The sequence below is a fragment of the Rhodococcus sp. FW305-130 genome, from assembly GCF_058788335.1.
On the sequence record NZ_JBYTAP010000003.1, the window covers coordinates 130,872 to 150,752 of the forward strand.

The 19,881-nt window shown below is 62.4% G+C and carries 20 protein-coding genes and 1 riboswitch; of the genes, 10 read left to right on the top strand and 10 right to left on the bottom strand.

The features are described from left to right. Positions 1-235 precede the first annotated feature (235 nt). Together AC3WQS_RS10625 and AC3WQS_RS10630 are read left to right on the top strand one after the other, a co-directional pair. On the top strand, positions 236-1,459 hold the full coding sequence (locus AC3WQS_RS10625) for a TetR/AcrR family transcriptional regulator (RefSeq protein WP_492712755.1): 1,224 nt from the start codon (positions 236-238) through the stop codon (positions 1,457-1,459). Positions 1,460-1,557: 98 nt separating this feature from the next. Then, a complete protein-coding gene (locus AC3WQS_RS10630) occupies positions 1,558-1,992 on the top strand; it encodes an OsmC family protein (protein ID WP_003945839.1) in 435 nt (144 codons plus the stop codon). Here the strand turns inward: AC3WQS_RS10630 and AC3WQS_RS10635 are convergent. Further along, positions 1,967-2,449, bottom strand: coding sequence for a hypothetical protein (locus AC3WQS_RS10635; protein WP_492712754.1), 483 nt, complete (start codon positions 2,447-2,449; stop codon positions 1,967-1,969). The genes AC3WQS_RS10630 and AC3WQS_RS10635 overlap by 26 nt on opposite strands. Next, positions 2,446-2,961, bottom strand: a complete 516-nt coding sequence (locus tag AC3WQS_RS10640) for a DUF4352 domain-containing protein (protein WP_019746807.1) — start codon at positions 2,959-2,961, stop codon at positions 2,446-2,448. Before AC3WQS_RS10640 ends, AC3WQS_RS10635 begins: the two co-directional genes overlap by 4 nt. A 24-nt stretch (positions 2,962-2,985) precedes the next feature. Here AC3WQS_RS10640 and AC3WQS_RS10645 point away from each other — a divergent pair, with 24 nt between their 5' ends. The 3 genes from AC3WQS_RS10645 to AC3WQS_RS10655 are packed head-to-tail and all read left to right on the top strand — an operon-like array spanning position 2,986 to position 5,743. Further along, positions 2,986-4,341 (top strand): sensor histidine kinase, encoded by a 1,356-nt coding sequence (locus tag AC3WQS_RS10645; RefSeq protein WP_021342791.1) that lies wholly within the window; start codon positions 2,986-2,988, stop codon positions 4,339-4,341. 48 nt (positions 4,342-4,389) lie between these two features. Beyond that, positions 4,390-5,043 (top strand): response regulator, encoded by a 654-nt coding sequence (locus AC3WQS_RS10650; protein WP_021342792.1) that lies wholly within the window; start codon positions 4,390-4,392, stop codon positions 5,041-5,043. 55 nt (positions 5,044-5,098) lie between these two features. Further along, complete coding sequence (locus tag AC3WQS_RS10655) at positions 5,099-5,743, top strand: DsbA family oxidoreductase (RefSeq protein WP_232816808.1); 645 nt, start codon at positions 5,099-5,101, stop codon at positions 5,741-5,743. Here AC3WQS_RS10655 and AC3WQS_RS10660 read toward each other — a convergent pair. Together AC3WQS_RS10660 and AC3WQS_RS10665 are read right to left on the bottom strand one after the other, a co-directional pair. Next, positions 5,722-6,990, bottom strand: coding sequence for a GAF domain-containing protein (locus AC3WQS_RS10660; RefSeq protein WP_438473306.1), 1,269 nt, complete (start codon positions 6,988-6,990; stop codon positions 5,722-5,724). The genes AC3WQS_RS10655 and AC3WQS_RS10660 overlap by 22 nt on opposite strands. A gap of 77 nt (positions 6,991-7,067) precedes the next feature. Continuing rightward, positions 7,068-7,847, bottom strand: a complete 780-nt coding sequence (locus AC3WQS_RS10665) for an acetoin reductase (protein ID WP_020906092.1) — start codon at positions 7,845-7,847, stop codon at positions 7,068-7,070. 219 nt (positions 7,848-8,066) lie between these two features. Here AC3WQS_RS10665 and AC3WQS_RS10670 point away from each other — a divergent pair, with 219 nt between their 5' ends. Then, positions 8,067-9,212: a hypothetical protein gene (locus AC3WQS_RS10670; RefSeq protein ID WP_060939437.1), complete on the top strand. Its 1,146-nt coding sequence runs from the start codon at positions 8,067-8,069 to the stop codon at positions 9,210-9,212. 140 nt (positions 9,213-9,352) lie between these two features. Further along, positions 9,353-11,188 (top strand): flavin-containing monooxygenase, encoded by a 1,836-nt coding sequence (locus AC3WQS_RS10675; RefSeq protein WP_020968370.1) that lies wholly within the window; start codon positions 9,353-9,355, stop codon positions 11,186-11,188. 59 nt (positions 11,189-11,247) lie between these two features. Here the strand turns inward: AC3WQS_RS10675 and AC3WQS_RS10680 are convergent, their stop codons facing one another. From AC3WQS_RS10680 to mhuD, 3 genes are all read right to left on the bottom strand, one after another. Further along, complete coding sequence (locus AC3WQS_RS10680; protein WP_019746815.1) at positions 11,248-12,024, bottom strand: CbtA family protein; 777 nt, start codon at positions 12,022-12,024, stop codon at positions 11,248-11,250. After that, complete coding sequence (locus tag AC3WQS_RS10685; protein WP_003945915.1) at positions 12,015-12,209, bottom strand: CbtB domain-containing protein; 195 nt, start codon at positions 12,207-12,209, stop codon at positions 12,015-12,017. The genes AC3WQS_RS10680 and AC3WQS_RS10685 overlap by 10 nt, the downstream gene beginning before the upstream one ends. A gap of 25 nt (positions 12,210-12,234) precedes the next feature. Then, positions 12,235-12,373: riboswitch (cobalamin riboswitch) on the bottom strand. A gap of 87 nt (positions 12,374-12,460) precedes the next feature. Then, on the bottom strand, positions 12,461-12,769 hold the full coding sequence (gene mhuD / locus AC3WQS_RS10690) for a mycobilin-forming heme oxygenase MhuD (protein ID WP_007726927.1): 309 nt from the start codon (positions 12,767-12,769) through the stop codon (positions 12,461-12,463). 45 nt (positions 12,770-12,814) lie between these two features. Between mhuD and AC3WQS_RS10695 the strand changes: the two genes are divergently transcribed. Continuing rightward, complete coding sequence (locus tag AC3WQS_RS10695; protein ID WP_029254422.1) at positions 12,815-13,552, top strand: alpha/beta fold hydrolase; 738 nt, start codon at positions 12,815-12,817, stop codon at positions 13,550-13,552. Here AC3WQS_RS10695 and AC3WQS_RS10700 read toward each other — a convergent pair. Further along, a complete protein-coding gene (locus tag AC3WQS_RS10700) occupies positions 13,537-13,962 on the bottom strand; it encodes an HIT family protein (protein WP_019746817.1) in 426 nt (141 codons plus the stop codon). The genes AC3WQS_RS10695 and AC3WQS_RS10700 overlap by 16 nt on opposite strands. A gap of 38 nt (positions 13,963-14,000) precedes the next feature. Continuing rightward, on the bottom strand, positions 14,001-16,619 hold the full coding sequence (locus tag AC3WQS_RS10705) for a helix-turn-helix transcriptional regulator (RefSeq protein WP_492712753.1): 2,619 nt from the start codon (positions 16,617-16,619) through the stop codon (positions 14,001-14,003). Between the two features lie 386 nt (positions 16,620-17,005). Between AC3WQS_RS10705 and AC3WQS_RS10710 the strand changes: the two genes are divergently transcribed. Both AC3WQS_RS10710 and AC3WQS_RS10715 read left to right on the top strand, forming a co-directional pair. Next, positions 17,006-17,818, top strand: a complete 813-nt coding sequence (locus AC3WQS_RS10710; RefSeq protein WP_492741457.1) for a hypothetical protein — start codon at positions 17,006-17,008, stop codon at positions 17,816-17,818. Between the two features lie 58 nt (positions 17,819-17,876). Continuing rightward, the gene (locus AC3WQS_RS10715) at positions 17,877-18,911 is read left to right on the top strand and encodes a hypothetical protein (protein ID WP_492712751.1); all 1,035 of its coding nucleotides are present in this window, start codon (positions 17,877-17,879) and stop codon (positions 18,909-18,911) included. On the opposite strand, the gene AC3WQS_RS10720 is transcribed toward AC3WQS_RS10715, so the two are convergent. After that, on the bottom strand, positions 18,908-19,789 hold the full coding sequence (locus AC3WQS_RS10720) for an HhH-GPD family protein (RefSeq protein ID WP_438472914.1): 882 nt from the start codon (positions 19,787-19,789) through the stop codon (positions 18,908-18,910). The genes AC3WQS_RS10715 and AC3WQS_RS10720 overlap by 4 nt on opposite strands. Between the last annotated feature and the right edge of the window lie 92 nt (positions 19,790-19,881).

A 19,881-nucleotide genomic window follows, 5' to 3' on the forward strand; every position in this document is an offset into this window, starting at 1 on the left:
TGCAAGTTTGTGCGAATCATCACTAACATAACACCGGTGTGAGAGCGGGTGTCAAGACTCTTTTTCCGGAATCCGTCCGCCGTGACAGCCGCGTTGTAGGGTTTCGGGTGAAGCCGTACCGGGCGCGAATTGCGACCTTCGCGACGGTTAACATGGTCCGTTCGGACTCGCGCCCGTAGAAGTGCGGTGCAGCGGACGAAGGCAGCGGAAGAAAGCAACGGAAGTGGAGGGTCAGGTGCCCGGACAGACACGCGTCTCCGTGAGCGGCAGTGGCTCTGCACCACGAACGCGTCCGAAGAATCGGAAGGCCCAAATCGCGGCCGCTGCCGCGGAGGCATTCAGTGAACGTGGCTACCACGCGGTCGGCATCGACGAGATCGCAGCGAAGGTCGGGATCTCCGGGCCGGCCCTCTATCGTCATTTCCCCACGAAATACGCGCTGTTCGTCTACACCGTGAACAACCTGACCCAGGCGTTGCTGGATGCCAGCGATCCCGCGGTACACGGAAACGACGATCCACGCGAGCAGTTGAACTCCACCATGGTGGGGGTCATCCGCGCGACGATCGAGAATCGGCGTAGGGGAGGGCTCTACCGTTGGGAGGGCCGGTACCTGGTCGACGAGGATCGTGAGCAATTGCGGGAGGGAATGCGCACGCTCAATCTTCGGATTGCCGAGCCGTTGGCCGCAGTGCGCCCGGAACTGGCCCCGGCCGACGTCGAGCTGATCGCACCGGCTGTGCTCAGCGTGATCGCCAGTATCACCGGTCATCGATCGGCGTTGTCCGCCAAGCAGATCGAATCGTTGATTCTCACAGCTTGTTGGTCGGTCATCGGCGTCGAGTTGCCCGTTGGTGCGAAGGGCGGCGGCAAGAAACAGGCGCCCGAACGCAAACCCGGTCTTGCCTGGACGTCGAAACGTGAAGTGCTGCTTCAGGAAGCCGTATTGCTGTTCTATCAGCGCGGCTATCACGACGTGAGTATCGAGGAGATCGGCGCCGCAGCGGGTATCAACGCGTCGAGCGTGTACCGGCACTTCGCGAGCAAGGCCGATCTGCTCGCCGCGGCTTTCTATCGGGCGTCCGATCGCCTGACGATGACGTTGGGTTCGGCGTTGGCGGAGTCGGAGACACCACTCGCGGCCGTAGAGACATTGGCCAAGATGTACGTCGAGGTGTCGTTCGGCAGAAGCGAACTGTTGGCGGTGTATTTCGCCGAGATCGGCAGCTTGCCGGACCGGTCGCGGACCGAGTTGCGGAACATCCAGCGGCTCAACGTGGAGGAGTGGGCGCACTTGTGCGTCGAGGCGCGGCCGGAGTTGACGATCGTCCAAGCGCGGTTCCTCGTCCACGCGGCGCTCGGTCTGGTCTTCGACATCGGCAGAATCGTGCACTTTTCCTCGGAGAACTCCGCGCAAGCACGCGTCGAGAAATTGTTGACCGCGACTCTCCTGGGGTAGCGCAGTCCGAAACAGTAGGTGTGACTTCACGTATCGCGGGTAGGTTCGTGATCGCAAGGCGTTCACCGAATCATGTGAAGACGGAAGTAGGGACAGCAATGCCAACTCGTACCGCACGCACCGCCTGGAACGGCACCCTCGAAGCCGGGTCGGGACAGGTCGAACTCACCAGCTCGGGTGTCGCGACCTTCGATGTGTCGTTCCCCAAGCGCGCAGCTGAGGAAGCCGGCGGAACCACCAGCCCCGAAGAACTGATCGCCGCGGCACATTCGTCCTGCTACGCGATGCAGTTGTCGGCACTGATCGCCGAGGCCGGCGGAACACCGCAGAGCCTCGACATCACCGCAGACGTGTCGCTGGGCCCCGACACGGTCGGCTTCAAGCTCACCGGAATCAAGCTCACCGTTCGCGCCGAGGTCGATGGCCTCGACGCCGACGGTTTTGCCAAGGTTGCCCAGGCGGCCAAGGAAACGTGCCCGATCAGCAAGGCACTGACCGGCGTCGACATTACGTTGGATGCAGCACTGGACTGATCACCTCGTGCTCGGGCGCCCCCTGCGGCGCCCGAGTGCGGTTGTGTGTGACGACCAGGTAGCTTGCGAACAATATCGGGAGCACCCACAGATCCGAGGGATCACGAAAGACCACGATCGGCAAGAGCTCGCCGCGGAATCCTCCTGCGGTCCAGCGGAAAAACCCGATCACCCACTCGTACGCGTCGCCGATCGGCGAGACCGTCTTCACCGCGGCGAAGCCGATGCCCGTGACCGCGATGGACCAGGCGATCGCTGCTCGCCCCGCCAGCTTTCGTCTGAGCACCTCGAGAACCGAGAGCAGAAGCAAGGGAAACAGGAACACGCCGGCGACGTCGGACAGCTTGCCCGTCATCGTGTTCCCGAATGCCCCTTTGAGTACGTGGTCGTTGACCAAGATGACGGACACCGAGACCAGCGCCCACGGACTCAGCAGCAGATCGCCCGGGCGGTTCACGACAGGTTGATGGTTGCCGAGCCGGACGAGAACAGGTCGCACTTGAACTGAAGGCGAAGACCGGTGGCGGCTTCGGGGACCTCGTACGCCAGTTCGCCTCGCTTGGCTGCACCCGGCGCAAGCTCTCCGTCGACACTCGACGTGCTGCTGTCGGTGAACGTGATGTTGTACGACTTGTTGGTCGAGTCCTGCAGTTCGAAGCACATCATCGATGACACAGTCGACGGCTTGTCGCTGTTGTTGGTGACCTCGGTGTCGACCACGACGTAGCGGTTTCCGGGATCCGCGGTGATGAACTGATTGGTCGAGACATAGGGATCGACAACGCCATGTACCTGGACGCGCCAGTCGCCCAGTTCGACGACGTCACCGATGCCGAAGGCAGCCGCGGGTGCGGCGGAAGAACCGTTGTCGTCGACCTTCTTCGCTTCGTCGGTCTCGCCAGAGGCGATGGTTGCGAACAGGGCTGCGCCGACGGCGAGGAGGGCGAGGGGAGTACGGAGTGATCGCATGATGTGCGCCTTTCGAGAGTTGGTATGGCACAAGTCAACGATGTGGGGACCGCTCACCGCTTCGGTCGAAAGATCGGGGAGCCTCATCCTTTCGGTCGGAGCTTGACGGTTCGTCCACCCGTTCGGCTGATTCGAGGCGTCGGTGGCGGTGGATACGCTTGCTCGGTGATCACCACCAAAGGAACCGTTGTGCGACGACGCGTATGGACTACCGCCGCCGTCGCGTTCAGCCTTTTCTGTTCCTTCATGACGGTGGGCATCGCAGGCGCGTCGGGAAATATGCCACCGGTATTGGTCGGGATCGGGTTCGTCCTGGGCGTGGCCGGTGGGATATCGCTTGTCTGGCGCCATCAACATCCCTGGGTGGTTCTGGCGATCACGCTGGTCGGCCCGCTGTTCTTCCCCACCGATGCGACGGCGGCGCTCATCGCGTTGTTCGCCGTTGCTCGGATCGCGCGTGGGCCTCGGCTTGCAGCAGCCGCGGCAGCTGTCTTCGTCGTGTGCGGAATTTCGTTGACCTACGACGCTTTTCGAAATCGTGAGTACTCCGTTCTCACGATGGGCACCGCGAAACCCAAAGACGGTTCGGTGGTTGTTCAATACGACGTCGCCATCTGGATCCCGTGGCTCGTCGCAGCCGTCATGGTCGGCATTGTCGTGGCGCTATCGCTCCTGATTCGGACCAGAACCGAACTCGTCGAGGCAGAGCACGTACGGGATCTGGCCACCGAGAAAACCGACGTGATGCGCGACGAGATGATTCGCACCGAGGAACGAACGCGGATCGCTCGCGACATGCACGACACGATCGCGGCCAGTTTGAGCCGGATCTCGTTGTTCGCCGGCGGGTTGCAGGTCAGCGCGGCAGACAATCCCGAGAAGGTCGTCAACACCGCAGCGATGATCAGAACCACCGCCCACGAGGCTTTGGACGAATTGAAGGGAATCGTCGGAGTGCTCAGGGGAAGCGGTGATCGCCGCGAACACGGTGGGCACCAGGGGATCGACGCGATCGGTGACCTGGTCAACAGTGCACGCGCGGCAGGCATCCACTGCCGTCTCGAATCCGAGTTGCTCCCGGGTGATGTCGGAATGTTGGCGGGGCATGTCTGTTATCGCGTCGTTCAGGAATCGTTGACCAACGTCCAGAAGTACGCGAGCGACCAGATGCTCGTCATTTCCGTGACCGGGTCGCCGCACGACGGAATCCGCATCCTCGCACGCAACAAGCTGAGCGAGCTTGCACCCATGACGTCGATCGGTTCTCGATCCGGCCTACGCGGGTTGGCCGAACAGGCGCGAGAGATCGGCGGCAAGGTGGAGGCAGGCGCGTTGGGGGACGATTTCCTCGTCAGTTGCTGGGTGCCCTGGTCGTCGTAGCCCTCCCACCCTCTAACTGTCGGGGGCTCTGGGTAATCTGAGCGCACTATGGACGCTGACTCGCGCATCACAGTTTTGATCGTCGACAACGACGCGTGGGTTCGGCGCGGGATGAAGGACATCCTGGAAGCAGCGCCGGACATCGTGGTGGTTGCCGAGGCCGAGGACGGCGATCAGGTCGCAGCCAAGGTCACTCGTTTTCGTCCCCACGTGGTGCTGATGGATCTGAAAATGGCACGGGTCGGTGGCTTGGAGGCCACGCGTGAATTGATGACCATGAGCAATCCACCGAAGGTCATTGCCATGACCGCCTTCGACGTCGACGACATGGTTGTGCAGGCAGTCGAGGCGGGCGCGCACAGTTTCCTGAGCAAGGACGCAGCTCCGCAGGCGTTCCAGCAGGCAGTGCGGGTAGTGGCGTCGGACCACTCGTTGTTCAGTTGCGATTCTCTGCGCGCCATCGTGGCCTCGTCGCCGCGTCGGCAAGCGCCCGATCAGACTCCGCTCGCTTCGCTCACCGAGCGCGAGCGCGAAGTGCTGACAATCCTGGCGACAGGCGCGGCCAACAGTGTCATCGCGGAGCGGCTGTACCTCGGTGAGACCACCGTCAAGACGCATATCTCTTCGCTGTTCGGCAAGCTGGGTGTGCCCAACCGCGTGAGTGCATCGTTGATCGCGTTCCGGTGTGGCCTTGTGACGTGACTCGGGACTAATCCCGACCCTGTTCGTTGTTGCACCTTCGGTGACTGATCAAATCGTGATTGACCAAGACGTGACCATCGAAGTGTGGTCGGACGTCGCTTGTCCGTGGTGCTACATCGGAAAGACCAGGTTCCTCTCGGCGCTGGATCGTTTCGAGAACAAGGACCGCGTCAACGTCATCTGGCGCTCGTACCAGCTCGCTCCGGAGACGCCGGTGGGAGAGGGCCGAACCGAACTCGACGCCTTGGTCGAAATGAAGGGGATGGCGCCTGATCAGGTACGTCAGATGTTCGCCCACGTCAGCGCGACGGCCGCCGAGGTCGGGTTGACCTTGGACTTCGAAACCGTGATCGCCGCCAATACCTTTGATGCGCACAGGTTGCTGCATCTCGCGGGTGAGCGGCAGAACGAGCTCCTCGAAGCGCTGTTCAAAGCGCACTTCAGCGACGGCAAGGTGATCGACGACCGTGAGGTGCTGGTCGAGCTGGCCGTGAGCGTCGGCCTCGACGCCGATGTCGTGCGCGAGCAACTGGGCTCCGATGCCGCAGCGGAGGCTGTCCGCGAAGATCTGTCCATGGCCCGCCAACTGCAGGTCAGCGGCGTTCCGTTCTTTGTCGCCAACCGTGCGGTTGCCGTGTCGGGCGCTCAGCCCGAAGAGGTGTTTCTGCAGTTGCTCACTCAGGCCTCCGAACCGGCCTGAGTAAGGCGAGCGGCACGCACCGCCGGGGCATTCGAAAACGGCAACAGATGTGCGCCGTTCACTGGGCAGGACAACGTCACGTGCGCTGCATCGACGAACCGGTACGGCTGCGCTGCAACAACTCCGGCGAGGTTCTTTCGCAGACGCGACATCTCGGCCCGCGCGGTCACCGTGCGGGCCGGGTCGCCGAACAGATCTTGCGCCAACCGCGATGCAGTCAGTCCCCGTCTCTCGGATCCGAGGAGGAACAGAATCTCCGCATGTCGTTGGGTGGGGGCGTATGCCCATTCGCCGAAACCCGACGTGACGGTCACCGACATGTTCTCGGAATCGCGCAGATCGATATGCACCGTGGGCGCGCTGATTCTCTCGCCGGTGGCGATCGGTCGAACCAGCCACCCGCCGGGAAGCGGATCCAGTTCGCACAGGCCCAGGGCCGGGAACCATGCCCTGCCGGGAGCCAAAGCTGCGGGGAGCAGCACGCGCGAGCGATGAGGTAACGCGTCGACCGCTGCGACCCATCCGTGGGTGTCGATCACCAATGCGGGTGATCCGCTTCGTGCAAGCATCGGCCCTGCAACAGAACGTAGTTGATCGAGATTGTCCCGATGCTTGTCGCGCAGGTGTGATTGAGCGAGGCGTGCGACGGCGTCGACCAGAGCGAGCGTCGTGGGATGGACGGTCTTGGCAGGACCACTGATGTCGACGACGCCGATGACACGGTCGTCCCGCGGATCGCGGATGGGCGCCCCCGCACACGTCCACGGATGATGGCTGCGCGCATAGTGTTCCGCCGAGAAGATCTGAACCGCCTGTCGTGACACCAATGCCGTTCCGATGGCATTGGTGCCGACGTTGTCCTCCGCCCAGTTCGCCCCTTCGACAAATCCCAGACGCGCAGCTTGGTCCAGTACGCGATGGGAACCGCTGCGCCACAGTACAGTTCCGCGAAGATCTGCGACGACCATGATGTTCTCACCGCTCGCGGTGACCGATTCGAGTCCGCGTGTCACGTCGTCGAGTACGTCGTACAGTCCGGACTCACGACGACGGAGATCGAGTTCGGCGACGTCCATCGACGGTTCGACCCGGCTGTGCTCGGGATCGATACCGAGTTCGCGCAGGCGCTGCCACGATTGGCGCACCACGTCCCTTGGGCGGGCCGGTGCGCGGTCTCCGGCCATCGTCGCGTCGTACACCGCGGCGAGGGTCCTCGCGTAGTCGCGAGGATCCTCGCCGGGCGGCATCGCAGGCTCTGGCAACCGCTTTTTCAGTGAAGACACCGCTTTCGGCGAAGACGCCGCTTTCAGTGAAGACACCTCGGTCAGCGGTAGACGAGACCGCCGTCGATGAGACCGGCCTGCCCGGTCATGTAGTCGGAATCGGGCCCAGCGAGGTAAGAGACGAAACCGGCTACGTCGTCGGGGGTTTCAGCTCGACCCAGCGCAATTCCGCCGACGAACTTCTCGTAGGTGGCGCCCTCTGGCGCACCGGTCAACTCGGCGAACCTCTTGTCGATCGTCACCCACATGTCGGTGCCCACGACGCCGGGGCAGTACGCGTTGACGGTGATTCCGTCGGACGCGTATTCCTTGGCCGCAGCCTGAGTGAGGGCCCTGACCGCGAATTTTGTTGCGCTGTAAACACCTAACATGGCGAACCCGTCATGACCGGCGATGGACGACGCGTTGATGATCTTTCCGCGCTGACCGAGCGCCTGGAACTTTGCCGCTGCGGCTTGAATTCCCCACAGGACACCGTCGACGTTGACGCTCCAGATCTTGGAGACCTCTTCCGGCGTCGCATCGGAGATCGGGCCGACGAGAGCGATTCCCGCGTTGTTGACGATGACGTCGAATCCGCTCAACTCACTGTGCGCGTGTTCGACTGCGGCGTGAACCTGCGCGCGATCGCTGACATCGGCGATAAACGTCGTCGCACGACGACCGATCTGTCTGATCTCGTCGGCAACCGCATCCAGCTTGGTCTGGTCGAGGTCGACCAACGCGATGTCGGCGCCGTCGTGGGCGAGGCGGAGAGCGATTCCGCGTCCGATTCCTTGGCCGGCGCCGGTGACCAGTACTACCTTGCCCGTGATGCTCATGCAGATCTCCTCGTAAGCAGTGAACCAGTCGGTTGTGAACCGGTGAGTGATTTGTATGTGACGGCGACCACAATGCGGAAGGGTTGCACCGTGTTGCAATTCCGGAAAATCGGACAGCAGTTGCAACCCTCGGCAACCCTCCCGGTACCCCGCGCGACGGTTCCATAGTTGCGCCACCACTTCGCGAATCATCTTGCGAGACAATCTGGGAGAGGGCACATGACCGCTACAGTCGACACACCCACGGAACCGGCCACGCCGAGCCGACAACCGTCACGCCGCTGGATCGGGTTCGGGATCGCGAACCTCGTGATCGTTCTCGTGCTGGCCGTGGCGAGTTGGTACCTTCTGGCCGATCCGACCACCAGTCCCTGGAGTTTCTATCCTCTGCCGTTCAACGCGGCGCTTTTCTGGGCAATCCTTTTTGTTGTGTTCATCGGCTTCAATTGCGAGTTCGCCGGCTTCGATCGACTCCCACAGCCGGCGAAAGGCTTGGCGATCATGGTCGCGACCGCGGTCTTCGCCGTCGTGGTGACGTGGCTCCTGGCAAACGGCTTGGGGAGTTTGTACCCGGATTTCGCGGCCGATCGTGAGGGCGGCCTCGGATATTTCGCGGGTGCGCTGTTCGTGCTCTTCGGCTTCGGGACCTGGGTGATGGTGGTCCTGAACTGGCAGCATTGGCCGTGGACTTCCCTCGGGATGAAGCAGCCGTTGGTGGGTTTGTGTGAGATCGCGTTTGTCGCCGTCCCGACGCTGGCGCTGTACTTCGTGTTCGGTCTGCCGTCCGTGTCGCTGTCCGCCACGGATCCGTTGATGACCGTCGACACCGCACTCGGATGGTTCTACTGCGTCGTGGTGGTCGTGATCCTGACTGGCCAGACGCTCGACAACTGGCCGTGGCGACTGTTCGGCGGCGGCGGTAAGACGGCGCTCGCAGCCACGATCGGTAACTTCGCCGTCGGAACCGGCTTGTACTTCGTGGCACTTCCGGTCGTGAAGGTGTTGGTGGGAAGCGATGCCGTTGCCGAGTTGGGTGGTGTGGTCCATCAGTTCCCGGCGCAGCTCGGTGTGTGCTGGGCCTTCTGGATGATCTTCTGGGCCAACGCCTTCGGTAACAAGCCCACGGGCTTTGCGGACGGGGTCAACCTGGCGATCCGCGCGCTGCTCACGTTTGCGCTCGCGGTGGTCACATTCTTGTTCTATTACCGCTTTGCGGCAGAGCACATTCTTCACGAGCCGGCAGTTGTCGACGGATTACACGGCAATGCACTGGGTTTCGTGGACTGGGCCGTGTTGTGGACGCTGTTCTACGTCGTGGGATTTCAGTCGCTGGGACTCGGCAAATTCAAGCCTACTGAGGGGTGAGTCGGTTGCCCGCACATCGGTGCGGGTAACCGGTATCGGGCGGCGGCACCGCGCCCGCTGATTGCAACAGACTGCAACGCTTGTGACCGGGGCCACTTATGGGATGTGCTGTGTCTCACATTCACAAACAAGGAGAAGTGATGACGCAAACCATCGATTCCGCAGTCACCCCCGAGGTGAAGTTGACGGCGGTGACACCTCAGGAACGCGTCGACGCCTGGCTGGCGGATTTCGAGTCGGCCCTCGCGGCTCGTGACATCGAGCGTGTGGCAGGCAAATTTGCACTCGACAGCTTCTGGCGCGACTTGGTGTCGTTCACCTGGAACATCAAGACCGTCGAAGGTCGCGAGCAGATTGCCGACATGCTCTCCGAGCGTCTCGACGACACCGATCCTTCGGGATTCCGGACCACCGAGACACCCGACGAAGCCGACGGCGTCACGTCGGCCTGGATCGAATTCGAGACTGCAACCGGTCGCGCGCACGGGCACCTTCGTTTGAAAGGAGATGAAGGTTGGACCCTGCTGACGTCGTTGCAGGAATTGAAGGGACACGAAGAAGGTAAGGGCACTCGCCGGCCTCGTGGAGCGAAGCACGGAGCAGACCCGAACCGCATCACGTGGGCCGAGCAGAAGGAGATCGAGGATCGCGAACTCGGTTACACCACACAGCCTTACGTCGTGATCGTCGGCGGCGGACAGGGAGGCATCGCCCTCGGTGCCCGGATGCGCCAACTCGGAGTTCCGGCCATCGTGATCGACAGCCACGAGCGGCCGGGCGACCAGTGGCGTGGACGCTACAAGTCCCTGTGCCTGCACGATCCGGTTTGGTACGACCACCTGCCATACATGCCGTTCCCCGACAACTGGCCGGTGTTCGCGCCCAAGGACAAGATCGGCGACTGGCTCGAGATGTACACCAAGGTCATGGAGGTTCCGTACTGGAGTTCCACGACCTGCACCTCTGCGTCGTTCGACGAGAAGACCCAGGAATGGACCGTCGAGGTCAACCGCAACGGCGAGAAGCTGACGTTGCGTCCCAAGCAGTTGGTGATGGCGACGGGTATGTCCGGCAAGGCCAACGTTCCGACGTTCCCCGGGCAGGACAAGTTCCTCGGCGATCAGCACCACTCGAGCAAGCACCCCGGCCCGGATCAGTACGTGGGCAAGAAGGTCGTCGTGATCGGGGCCAATAACTCCTCGCACGACATCTGCGGCGCACTGTGGGAGAACGGCATCGACGTCACGATGGTGCAGCGCAGCTCGACGCACATCGTGAAGTCGGATTCGCTGATGGATTTGGGCTTGGGCGATCTGTACTCGGAGCGAGCACTGGCCGCGGGCATGACGACACACAAGGCGGACCTCACGTTCGGTTCGCTGCCGTACCGGATCATGCACGAGTTCCAGATCCCGGTGTACGACGCAATCCGTGAGCGCGACAAGGATTTCTACGATCGCCTCGAGAAGGCGGGCTTCGAGCACGACTGGGGTGACGACGGTTCAGGTCTGTTCATGAAGTACCTACGACGCGGCTCGGGTTACTACATCGACGTCGGCGCGGCCGAACTGGTCGCGAACGGGGACATCAAGCTCGCGCACGGCAACATTCGTGAGCTGACCGAGAACAGCGTGATCCTCGAAGACGGTACGGAATTGCCTGCCGACGTGGTGGTCTACGCGACCGGCTACGGCTCGATGAACGGCTGGGTGGCGGATCTGATCGGCCAGGACACCGCCGACAAGGTCGGCAAGGTGTGGGGCCTGGGCTCGAATACCACCAAGGATCCGGGACCGTGGGAAGGCGAGCAGCGCAACATGTGGAAGCCGACGCAGCAGGAAGCGCTGTGGTTCCACGGAGGCAATCTGCACCAGTCGCGCCACTACTCGCTGTACTTGGCGTTGCAGTTGAAGGCGCGCTACGAGGGCATCCCGACGCCGGTGTACGGACTGCAGGAAGTGCATCATCTGAGCTGAAATAGAACTGCTGTGCGCCTTTATTAACCGCCCGCGGTTAATAAAGGCGCACAGCAGGATCAGCGAAGGGCGTACTTCTTTGCTACTTCGGTGTTCTTGGTCGCGCGCTCGGTGAGGAAGGCGAATGCCAACCCGAGTACGAGCCAGAGCGTCGCCTGCGTAGCGAGCGAGGAAAGTCGGAACTCCCACAGCAGAGTTGCCGGGAAGTCCTCGCCCACCTCGTTGATGCCGGGAAGCGAGACGTAACCGATCGTGGCGATCACCAGGAACGCAGCCACCGGAGCAGCGATGCGCACGCTGAGGAACTCGTGCCCGGAAACTGCCTTTGCCGCCGCTGCTGCCGCGGTGACGGACAGTAGCCCGAGAATCACGGCGGCCAGCCACAGCAGTGTGCGCTGGTTGATGGTGTCGGGATCTCCGACGGCCGGCGGATTGGCCGGGTACTTGAAGAAGGGCACGGCCTCGATGGCCAGCCAACCACCGACGGCGATGGTGATCGCCAACAACGGCCCGGACATTCCGGTGAGTCGTCGAGCGTAATTGGCAACGACCGAGAAGATCGCCCCGAGTGCCAGTCCGGCCAGCGCTGTGGCCAGGAACAGCCCGGCGCGCTGCCCGTCGCGGCTCACCAGTGGTTCTTCTTCGTCACCGTGCGAATGCCCAGCGGCTTCGCCGGCAACCTCACCGGTGGCGCTGTTGGCTTCTTCGATCGCAATGGCGGCATTGACGTGCGGTTCACCCAGCACGAATGCAACTCCGCCGGCAAGGATGCCTGCGATCAAACCAGCCAACAAACCACGAATGAGAAGCTTCGTGAAATTGTCGACTAGTGGCACGGCAGGCCCATCAAGTGTCGACCGTCGTGCATCAATTCATGCATGTACATGCCGGTGCGAGAGATAGCGCCCTGGTCGAATCCGACCAGGTAGAGAGCGAGCATCGCGAACAGAACTACTGCAGCGGCGAGGAAAGCAAGACGAGTCGAATCGATCGACGTATCGGGAGAATAGGCGAGAGCCATCGAAGCCTCCTGGGATTTTCGCGTCCCCTAGGTCCATGCGATGGCCGAAGTGTCTGGCTGTCGAAATAGTCGTGCCGAAAAAGGCACTTCACCTCGAATTACAGTGGCGCGACCGCTCCGGGCTTTCACCGGATTCCTGTCGGACCATCGCGTTTACATGCGAACTTTTGCACTACTGCCCGCACCGTGTCAACGCGTAAGCCGAGATGACCGTCGATTGTGCCCGCCAAGGCGGGCACAATCGTTCTAGATCAGCTCTTTGCGGCGACGTCCAGAACAACTTCGAACTCGAGCAACGACGCACCCGAAGCGACGGGCTTCGCACGCTCGCCGGAATGGGCTTCGCGGGCAGGGCCGTCACGCCAATCGGCGAACGCCTGCTCGGACTCCCACTGCGTCACCACGAAGTAGCGGCTCTCACCTGCGGTGGGGCGGAGGAGTTGGAATCCGAGAAAGCCCGGGGAGTTCTCGACTGCATGAGCGCGTGCTGCGAAGCGCTTCTCCAGTTCGGGGCCGGCGCCCTCGGGGACCTCGATTGCATTGATCTTCACGACTGCCATGCAAGCGACATTACCCGCGCACCTTCACCGCGTACCGTGACACTCGTGTTGCATGACGAAGGTGGAACAGGACAACCGATTCTGTTGTTGCACGGCCTCATGGGCAGCTCGAGGACGTGGCGACGCCAGGTGCCCTGGATCCGCGAGTTCGGCCACGTCTACACGTTCGACGCCGCCGGTCACGGCCGGCCCGCGCCGTCAGAGCTGACCACCGAGGCATTCGTCGACGACCTGGCATCTGCCGTTGCGTCCATCGAGGAGCCGATGATCGTGATCGGCCATTCGATGGGGGCTCTGCACGCGTGGTGCTTCGCCGCATCGCATCCCGAAAAGGTTTGTGCACTGGTCCTCGAAGACATGGCTCCGGATTTTCGCGGACGCACCGCCGCGGATTGGGCTCAGATGATCTCGGCGTGGCCGCAGCCGTTTGCTTCCGAGGACGCGATGAAGGAATTCTTCGGGCCCGTCGCCGGCCAGTACTTTCTCGACTCTTTCGACCGCCGCGACGACGGGTGGTACCTGCACGGCGAGGTGTCGACCTTCCGCGACATCTCGGAGGAGTGGGGCACGAGGCATTTCTGGGATCAGTGGAAGGCGATCGACGTGCCGACCTTGCTGATCGAGGGAGAGTTCACCATCACCCCCGAGGGACAGATGCGAGAGATGGCCGAGAGGCCGGGAACTCGGTACGTACGTATTGCCGACGCAGGCCACCTGGTTCACGACGATCAACCGCAGCGCTATCGCGAAGTGGTGACGGAATTCCTTCAGACGGTGAGCTGACTGCGGATCGACGCGCCCACCTGCTCCAGTTCGACGGCTCGCCTGGCCAGGAGTCCGGCAGCGAACTTCGCCTTGTCGCCGCGATGGCGGGGGACGACGTGGAGGTGCGAGTGGAACACGGTTTGGCCCGCGGCACGCCCGTCGTTGACGAGAAAGTTGACTCCGTCAGCGGCGATGTCGCAGCGGCGTAGAGCTCCGGCGATGAGCGTGCCGACGCGGAACATCTCTGCGCCCTCGTGGCTTTCGAGAGCATCGAGGTTTTCTGCATGACGCTTGGGGACCACCAGGGTGTGTCCGCGACTCACCGGTCGGGCGTCGAGAAATGCAAGAGTCGTCTCGCTCTCGTGGACGAGAATCGCCGGCTCGGTCAGCGCGACGATCTTGCAGAAGACACAGGTATCGGTGCTCATGCCTACAGAATGTAGTCCGAATCAGATCCGACACGGGACTACAGCAGGCGCAGCTGACGTGCCTTCGTGATCGCTTCGTTTCGATTGTGTACGTCGAGCTTCTTGTAGAGAGTGCGCAGTTGAGTCTTGACGGTGTTGACGGACACGTAGAGTTTGTCGGCCATCGCGGCCGATCCCATGCCGAGCGCCAGGAGTGAGAGGACCTTCTGTTCGCGTTCGGTCAGCTCCACGATACGTACGGATCCCGGAAATGATTCCGCAGGAGCACTTTTCGAGAACTCGGCGAGTGCACGCGATTTTGTTACTGCCATCGATTCGAGTTTCTCGACGTCCGCCGATCCAATGGTCGCGAACGGACGCAGAAGTCCGGTTTGGTCCGCGATACTGCACGCTCTGGACCACTCTTGAGAGGCGAGGCGTGGCTCACCCAACTCGGAGTGTGCAACCGCTTGCACCAGAAGCGATTCCATCTGTGCCCGCGGATAGGATTCGCCAGACCAGTCGAACTGATGACACAGCGCCACAGCGGCCTCGTTCTGGCCGATTCGCTGACGTAAACGCGCCACCGACGCGAGCGTCCACGGGTTGGCTGCAGGATCGGCAATTTCCTTGGCCAGAGCCGTCGCCTTGTTTCCCTCGCCGAGTGCGAGCAGGAGATCGATTTCTGCGGATTGCAGCAGAGGAAGCGCGAAAGACGTGGCCGTGTACTGCTTGGAATGCACTCCAATCGCGTTGTGGAGCAAGGACAGAGCGGAAGATGCACTGCTCTGAGTCAGGGCGAATTGGCTGTGCGCATAGACGACGAACGCCCATAGCTCCTCGGTGTCGGACGGAACGCCGAGTTCGGTCAGTGCGATACGTGCGTCACCGAAGTCGAGTGTGTCGAGAGCGGCGAGAGCCCGTGCCGTCAAGCCGGCGATCTTGACTACAGGTTCGAGCCAACCCCCGGGGTCAGGATGCTTCTGTTCGAGTTCGAACCAGTGTCTGGCCTGCCGCGGCTCACCTGCCAAGGCCCAATTCAGGGCGGCACTACCCGCAGAGTTGCGAGCGATGAAGTCGACTCCGTGAGACAGGGCGCCGTGGTATGCCATTCGAGCCTTGATCGTGGATTCGGTGAACCTGCCGCTCAATTGAAAATTGATCGCCCATTGAAGTCGCATCAGGGGGAGTTGTGCGCTGACCGCTTCCGGATTGTTTTCCAGCGCACTGCGGCTGAGGTGAGACAGCCGCCTGGTGGTCTCTGCCGAGAGCCCGTATTCACCGGCCATCCTGAGCATGATCGATTGAACGCAGGCGATGCTCAAGGCGTCCTTCGCGCTGGGTTGGGCGCCGAGTTCCCACAGTTCGGCCGGCGATTCGGGTAGCAAGTCGATTGCCGTGGATCGCTTGCTCGGATGCATCGTGAACAAGGCGCGCCCGGCCTCAACGGCAGAGTGCTTGTCGGCAGCTTCCGCCGGAATCCGTTGGAGGGCGGCGCGAACCGAGTCCAGGTTATGCACGATCATCGTCACCCAATGTTGTTCGACGATGTCTACTGCCAGGGTCCAGTTCTGTGCCTCGACCGCGTAGTCCAGCGCCGACGCGTGATGACCGTTGTCGAGTCGATTGTGAGCGAGGAATGAAAGACGTTGCGATGGATCGATTCCCACGCGAGTGTGGTGCGCGAGTATCGATCGTCGAATGGCGGGAGGCAATTCCCATGTTTCGTCGGCTTCGGCCTCGACGCGCGACAACAAGCCGGCTGTCTCCAGCGTCACCAGCCGCGAGCGGATCTCATGAACGGTTTCGGCAGTGTCAGGGCGCTGGGACTCGAACAGCATTGTGGCGACGCCGACGGTGATCGATCGACCAAAGGCGGTCGCGAGTAGGAACTCATGTTGCTTTAGGCGCTCAGCGGTGGCGAGAACGGAATCAGTCACGTAATCGTCTATCGCTTGCGTGGTGTTCGTTTTGATCTCTCGCTCACGGTTGCTTTTACGTGAGTCCCTGACGGCGGCGACTGCGGCGCGAACCAATGCGGGCAGCCCACCCGTCAGGGATGTGATTTGTTCTGCATCACCCTCAGCCGTGCGCACCCCCGCCTGTTCCAGCAATTGGGCGGTATCGGATGTCGTGAACAACAGCTCATCGGCGCCGATGACCTCGTGATCCGTGTCGAGAAGGTATGGCTCGGCGAACATGCCGAATCCCGAGAGCGTGACCACGAGGTCCAGGTTGTGGCAGAGGGTGAGGAGATCGATCAACTGATCGTCCAACTCTGGTTCCGATATCAGATCCGGCCTGATCAGCACGAGCAGCACGGGGCGGCTGAGGGCGTTCAGGGATTTGGCGGCAGCGGTGAAAGGATCGGCGAGATCGTCGACGTCGGGCAGTGCGATTCCGGCAGCGTGGATTCGATCGAGGACAACGGCCCAGAAATCTTCGAGTGTCGACGAGGGCTGTGGGGCCGAGACCCAGACGAGTATTCGTTCGGATGCCAGATGGGCGCGCAGCCACGATGCGATCAACGACGATTTCCCGTGGCCGTTCGGTGCACGGACGACGGTCAGAGCGGCGCGTCGATCCAGTTTCGCGAACAATGCTTGCCGAGGAATCGACTCGGTGAGAGTGCGCCTTTCGGGAATAGCTGCCCAGTCGTGGCCGTCCCTCCCGAACATCAACGCGGACCCTTTCTGCTTTCACGCCCCACGCTAATTGGCGGATTTGGGCGGATTGTCTCGATCCATCTATCTACAGGGAGGAGCGTAGCTGGTGCGAATCCAGAGCGTGTCATCCCGGGCAATTCACCCGCGACTTCACCCCGGGTGAGAGAAGTTCACCCACATAATCATGCCGTCACCATTGGCTTTCGAGTCCCTCGAGCGACTTCTATTGAACGTAGCTCGGGATTCGCCAAATCTGGTCGAGAGTGCCCGACCGGGCCCCGAGGGTTGGCCATCGAAGGAGCGTCGTGAGAACTCGTCTGTCAGAGGTGTGGTCGAAGGCGGTTACGGTCCGACTCCGACCGAGAGCGTGCGCCCGAAGAGTGCGAGGCGTAGTCGTGGTGACAGGAGTGTTACTTGTCGGCGCAGCTGCGCTCGGTGCGCTACCGATGCAGTCGGATGTTCGATTGGCAGCCGAGGGAGAGTCCGCTTCTCCCTTCACAGTCGAGTTGACGGCGATTGACGGTGCGCCGCCCTTCGATCCCGGTGACGGCCCAGGGCTCGATTCCGGACCGTCCAACGGTATTGTCCGAGAAGGTGATCCGGTGACGTATGTCGTAGACATCGGCGTCCGGGGCGACCCGCTCTCGGACGTGGTCGTGCAGCTTCCGGTGCCTCGAGGTTTCGTTCTACCGTCCGTGCCTGACTACTGCGGAGACGGCTCGGGTGTCGACGAGTTCGGGTTACATTGCCTGATAGGCAATCTGGAAGCGGACCGGTACTTCACCCGGACAGCGACGATGACTGCGGGAAAGCGGGAAGACGCCGACGGTCTATCGATTGCTGCACTGGTCACCGCAGATCGAGGGGCGGCTCGCGTGCGGTCGGACGATGTCACCGTGCGGGTGGCGACCACCCCGGGAGTGTGTGATCCACAAGGGAATTCTGTTGGTGGTCGGAGAGACCAGGGGACAGCTGTCTCGGCAGATGGTCGGATCTCAGGTCTGGTGACGTCGGGCATCTCGGAGGCGGTGGTGATCAACGGCGTCGATCAATGCGGGCACGCGACAGCGCGGACGGTGAAACCGTTCGAGGGTCGCTTCTCGTTTGTCGGACTCCTGCCGGGGACGTATCGCGTCACGGTCGACGGCCGAGCGCCGGTGGACGTGGTGTTGGAACCAGGCGCAATGGCGGTCGGTGGCCTGACGTTCTGATACAGCTCCACAGTGATAGCAACACCTGAAACAGTTCAGAACCAGTTAGAAACAGTCAATGGAGGATCCAGTGCGTGAAAGCCTGGGCGTGGTATTCGAAAACAATTCCATTTCAACAGCTCTCGTAGATGCGGACACACCCCTTCTGGGCTCGATCGACGAGTTCCGTCATCCGTGGGGCGCGAACGGGACTGTTCCCTCTGCGCAAGCGTCGGCACGCGCGCTCGCCTCCGCTGCCGAGGTCGCCACCGGTCGGGCCCTGCGCTCGAACCTGTGCCCCACCGTCCTCGGAGTGCTGTGCGAGCGCGCGGACGTGCGCGAATTTGTCCCGGATTCATTGTCCTCCAGCACTTTCGAGAACATCGAGTTGGTCAACGGTCTGGACGCTCGCATTGCCTACTTGCGGACGGTCGACGCCCTGAATGGTATTTCGCCGATTCTCGCATTCTGGCCGGACGGCGGTGAGACTGTGATCGCTGCCATCGATCCGAGCGCCGGCGTCGTGGACTCGGCGCACCGTTACGCAACCGCCGAGTTGCTTACAGACAGCTCGACATTTGCTGCGACATTGGACCTGCTCGTCGCTGAACGAGACCCCGTGCCCAAGATGCTCGTCGCGATGCTGGTGAAGGAAGAGTCTCGGCAGCTGTCCGCCGAAGCCGCCGAATCGGCAGGGCTCGGCTTCCTGTATCTCGGCGAGCGCGCCCAACTGGCGATAGGCGCTGCGCTGGTGGCGGCCGATCGGGGGAGCGAGGTCAGGTCCGCTGGCGGCGCGGCTGTTCAGCCCGTCAACAGAATCCGGTGGGCGGCGGCGATAGTGCTGCCGCTCCTGCTCATGCTGACGGGATTGCTGATCGCTCTGTCGCCGGACGGGTCGCGAGCGGTGTCCACTGATCGCCCGAACGTCGGCGCCGAGCCGGCGAACCCGACGAGCGGGCCACCGTCCGGAGCGGCCCTACCGATCCTGACGCTCCCGCCCTGCGACCCGGTGGTACCCGTCGTTCCCGCTGCGTTTCGGCGTTCGGATCCTGAAGTTGCACCACCCCAGACCGTCGAACCAGCAGAAGCATGCGACCCGATGCGAGTGGGCTAGGGCGTACCTTCTCCAGCCAGCGCAAACAGGCCGTCATCGGTCTGCTCGACCAGTCCGTCGACCAGCAGGGAATGTAGTGCGCGGTCACGCTGACCAGGATCGGTCGGCCAGACGATGTCGAGTTGCGCGCGTTCGACCGGACGGTGGCTCTCGCGCAGAACGGCCATCAATTTTCCGCGAACTTGGCGATCGGTGCCCGCGAACTTCTGCACCTTCTTGGGCGGTCCGGTGTGTGCCGGTTTGCCCGAAGCGACCCACGCGCAGTTCGGCAAAGGGCAGTTCTCGCAGTTCGGCGTCCGCGCAGTGCAGATCAGTGCACCGAGTTCCATGAGAGCGGCGCTGTAGGTGGCGGCGCGCGCTCGTGTCCGTGGCAGCAGCGCCGCGACGTCGGCGAGGTCGCGTGTGTTGGACGGATTGCCTGGTTCCGCATTGCCGTGGACGGCTCGCGCAACCACGCGTCGTACGTTGGTGTCCACCACCGGCACTCGCTGTCCGTAGGCGAAGCACGCCACGGCGCGGGCGGTGTACGGACCGATTCCCGGTAGGGAGAGCAAGGTGTCGATGTCTTCCGGCACCACGTCACCGTGCTCGGCGGCCAGGACGCCCGCGCATTCGTGTAACCGAAGCGCGCGTCGTGGATAACCAAGTTTGCCCCACGCGCGAAGTACTTCTGCCTGACTCGACGCTGCCATCGCGGACGGTACCGGCCAGCGCTCCACCCACTCTTCCCAGATGGGCGCAACGCGCACCACCGGCGTCTGCTGGAGCATGATCTCGCTCATCAGGATCTGCCAGGCACTGACGCCCTCGCGTCGCCACGGCAGGTCACGAGCCGTCTCGGAGTACCACTTCAGTAGCACCGAAGATTCCACTGCCACTGCTACCGACACACTCCTCGAACCTGTGCTCCTGGTCGACGAAGGACACGTCGACTTCTGGAGGCCACTTTATCGGCAGTCACCGACACGGC

Bases quoted from the DNA above. Each gene is read 5' to 3' on its own strand.
- AC3WQS_RS10670 (WP_060939437.1), top strand. From the start codon at position 8,067: ATGACCGCTACAGTCGACACACCCACGGAACCGGCCACGCCGAGCCGA.
- AC3WQS_RS10630 (WP_003945839.1), top strand. From the start codon at position 1,558: ATGCCAACTCGTACCGCACGCACCGCCTGGAACGGCACCCTCGAAGCC.
- AC3WQS_RS10715 (WP_492712751.1), top strand. From the start codon at position 17,877: ATGGAGGATCCAGTGCGTGAAAGCCTGGGCGTGGTATTCGAAAACAAT.
- AC3WQS_RS10685 (WP_003945915.1), bottom strand. From the start codon at position 12,209: ATGGCTCTCGCCTATTCTCCCGATACGTCGATCGATTCGACTCGTCTT.
- mhuD (WP_007726927.1), bottom strand. From the start codon at position 12,769: ATGGCAGTCGTGAAGATCAATGCAATCGAGGTCCCCGAGGGCGCCGGC.
- AC3WQS_RS10705 (WP_492712753.1), bottom strand. From the start codon at position 16,619: ATGTTCGGGAGGGACGGCCACGACTGGGCAGCTATTCCCGAAAGGCGC.
- AC3WQS_RS10645 (WP_021342791.1), top strand. From the start codon at position 2,986: ATGGCACAAGTCAACGATGTGGGGACCGCTCACCGCTTCGGTCGAAAG.
- AC3WQS_RS10640 (WP_019746807.1), bottom strand. From the start codon at position 2,961: ATGCGATCACTCCGTACTCCCCTCGCCCTCCTCGCCGTCGGCGCAGCC.
- AC3WQS_RS10675 (WP_020968370.1), top strand. From the start codon at position 9,353: ATGACGCAAACCATCGATTCCGCAGTCACCCCCGAGGTGAAGTTGACG.
- AC3WQS_RS10700 (WP_019746817.1), bottom strand. From the start codon at position 13,962: ATGAGCACCGATACCTGTGTCTTCTGCAAGATCGTCGCGCTGACCGAG.
- AC3WQS_RS10660 (WP_438473306.1), bottom strand. From the start codon at position 6,990: ATGCCGCCCGGCGAGGATCCTCGCGACTACGCGAGGACCCTCGCCGCG.
- AC3WQS_RS10665 (WP_020906092.1), bottom strand. From the start codon at position 7,847: ATGAGCATCACGGGCAAGGTAGTACTGGTCACCGGCGCCGGCCAAGGA.
- AC3WQS_RS10650 (WP_021342792.1), top strand. From the start codon at position 4,390: ATGGACGCTGACTCGCGCATCACAGTTTTGATCGTCGACAACGACGCG.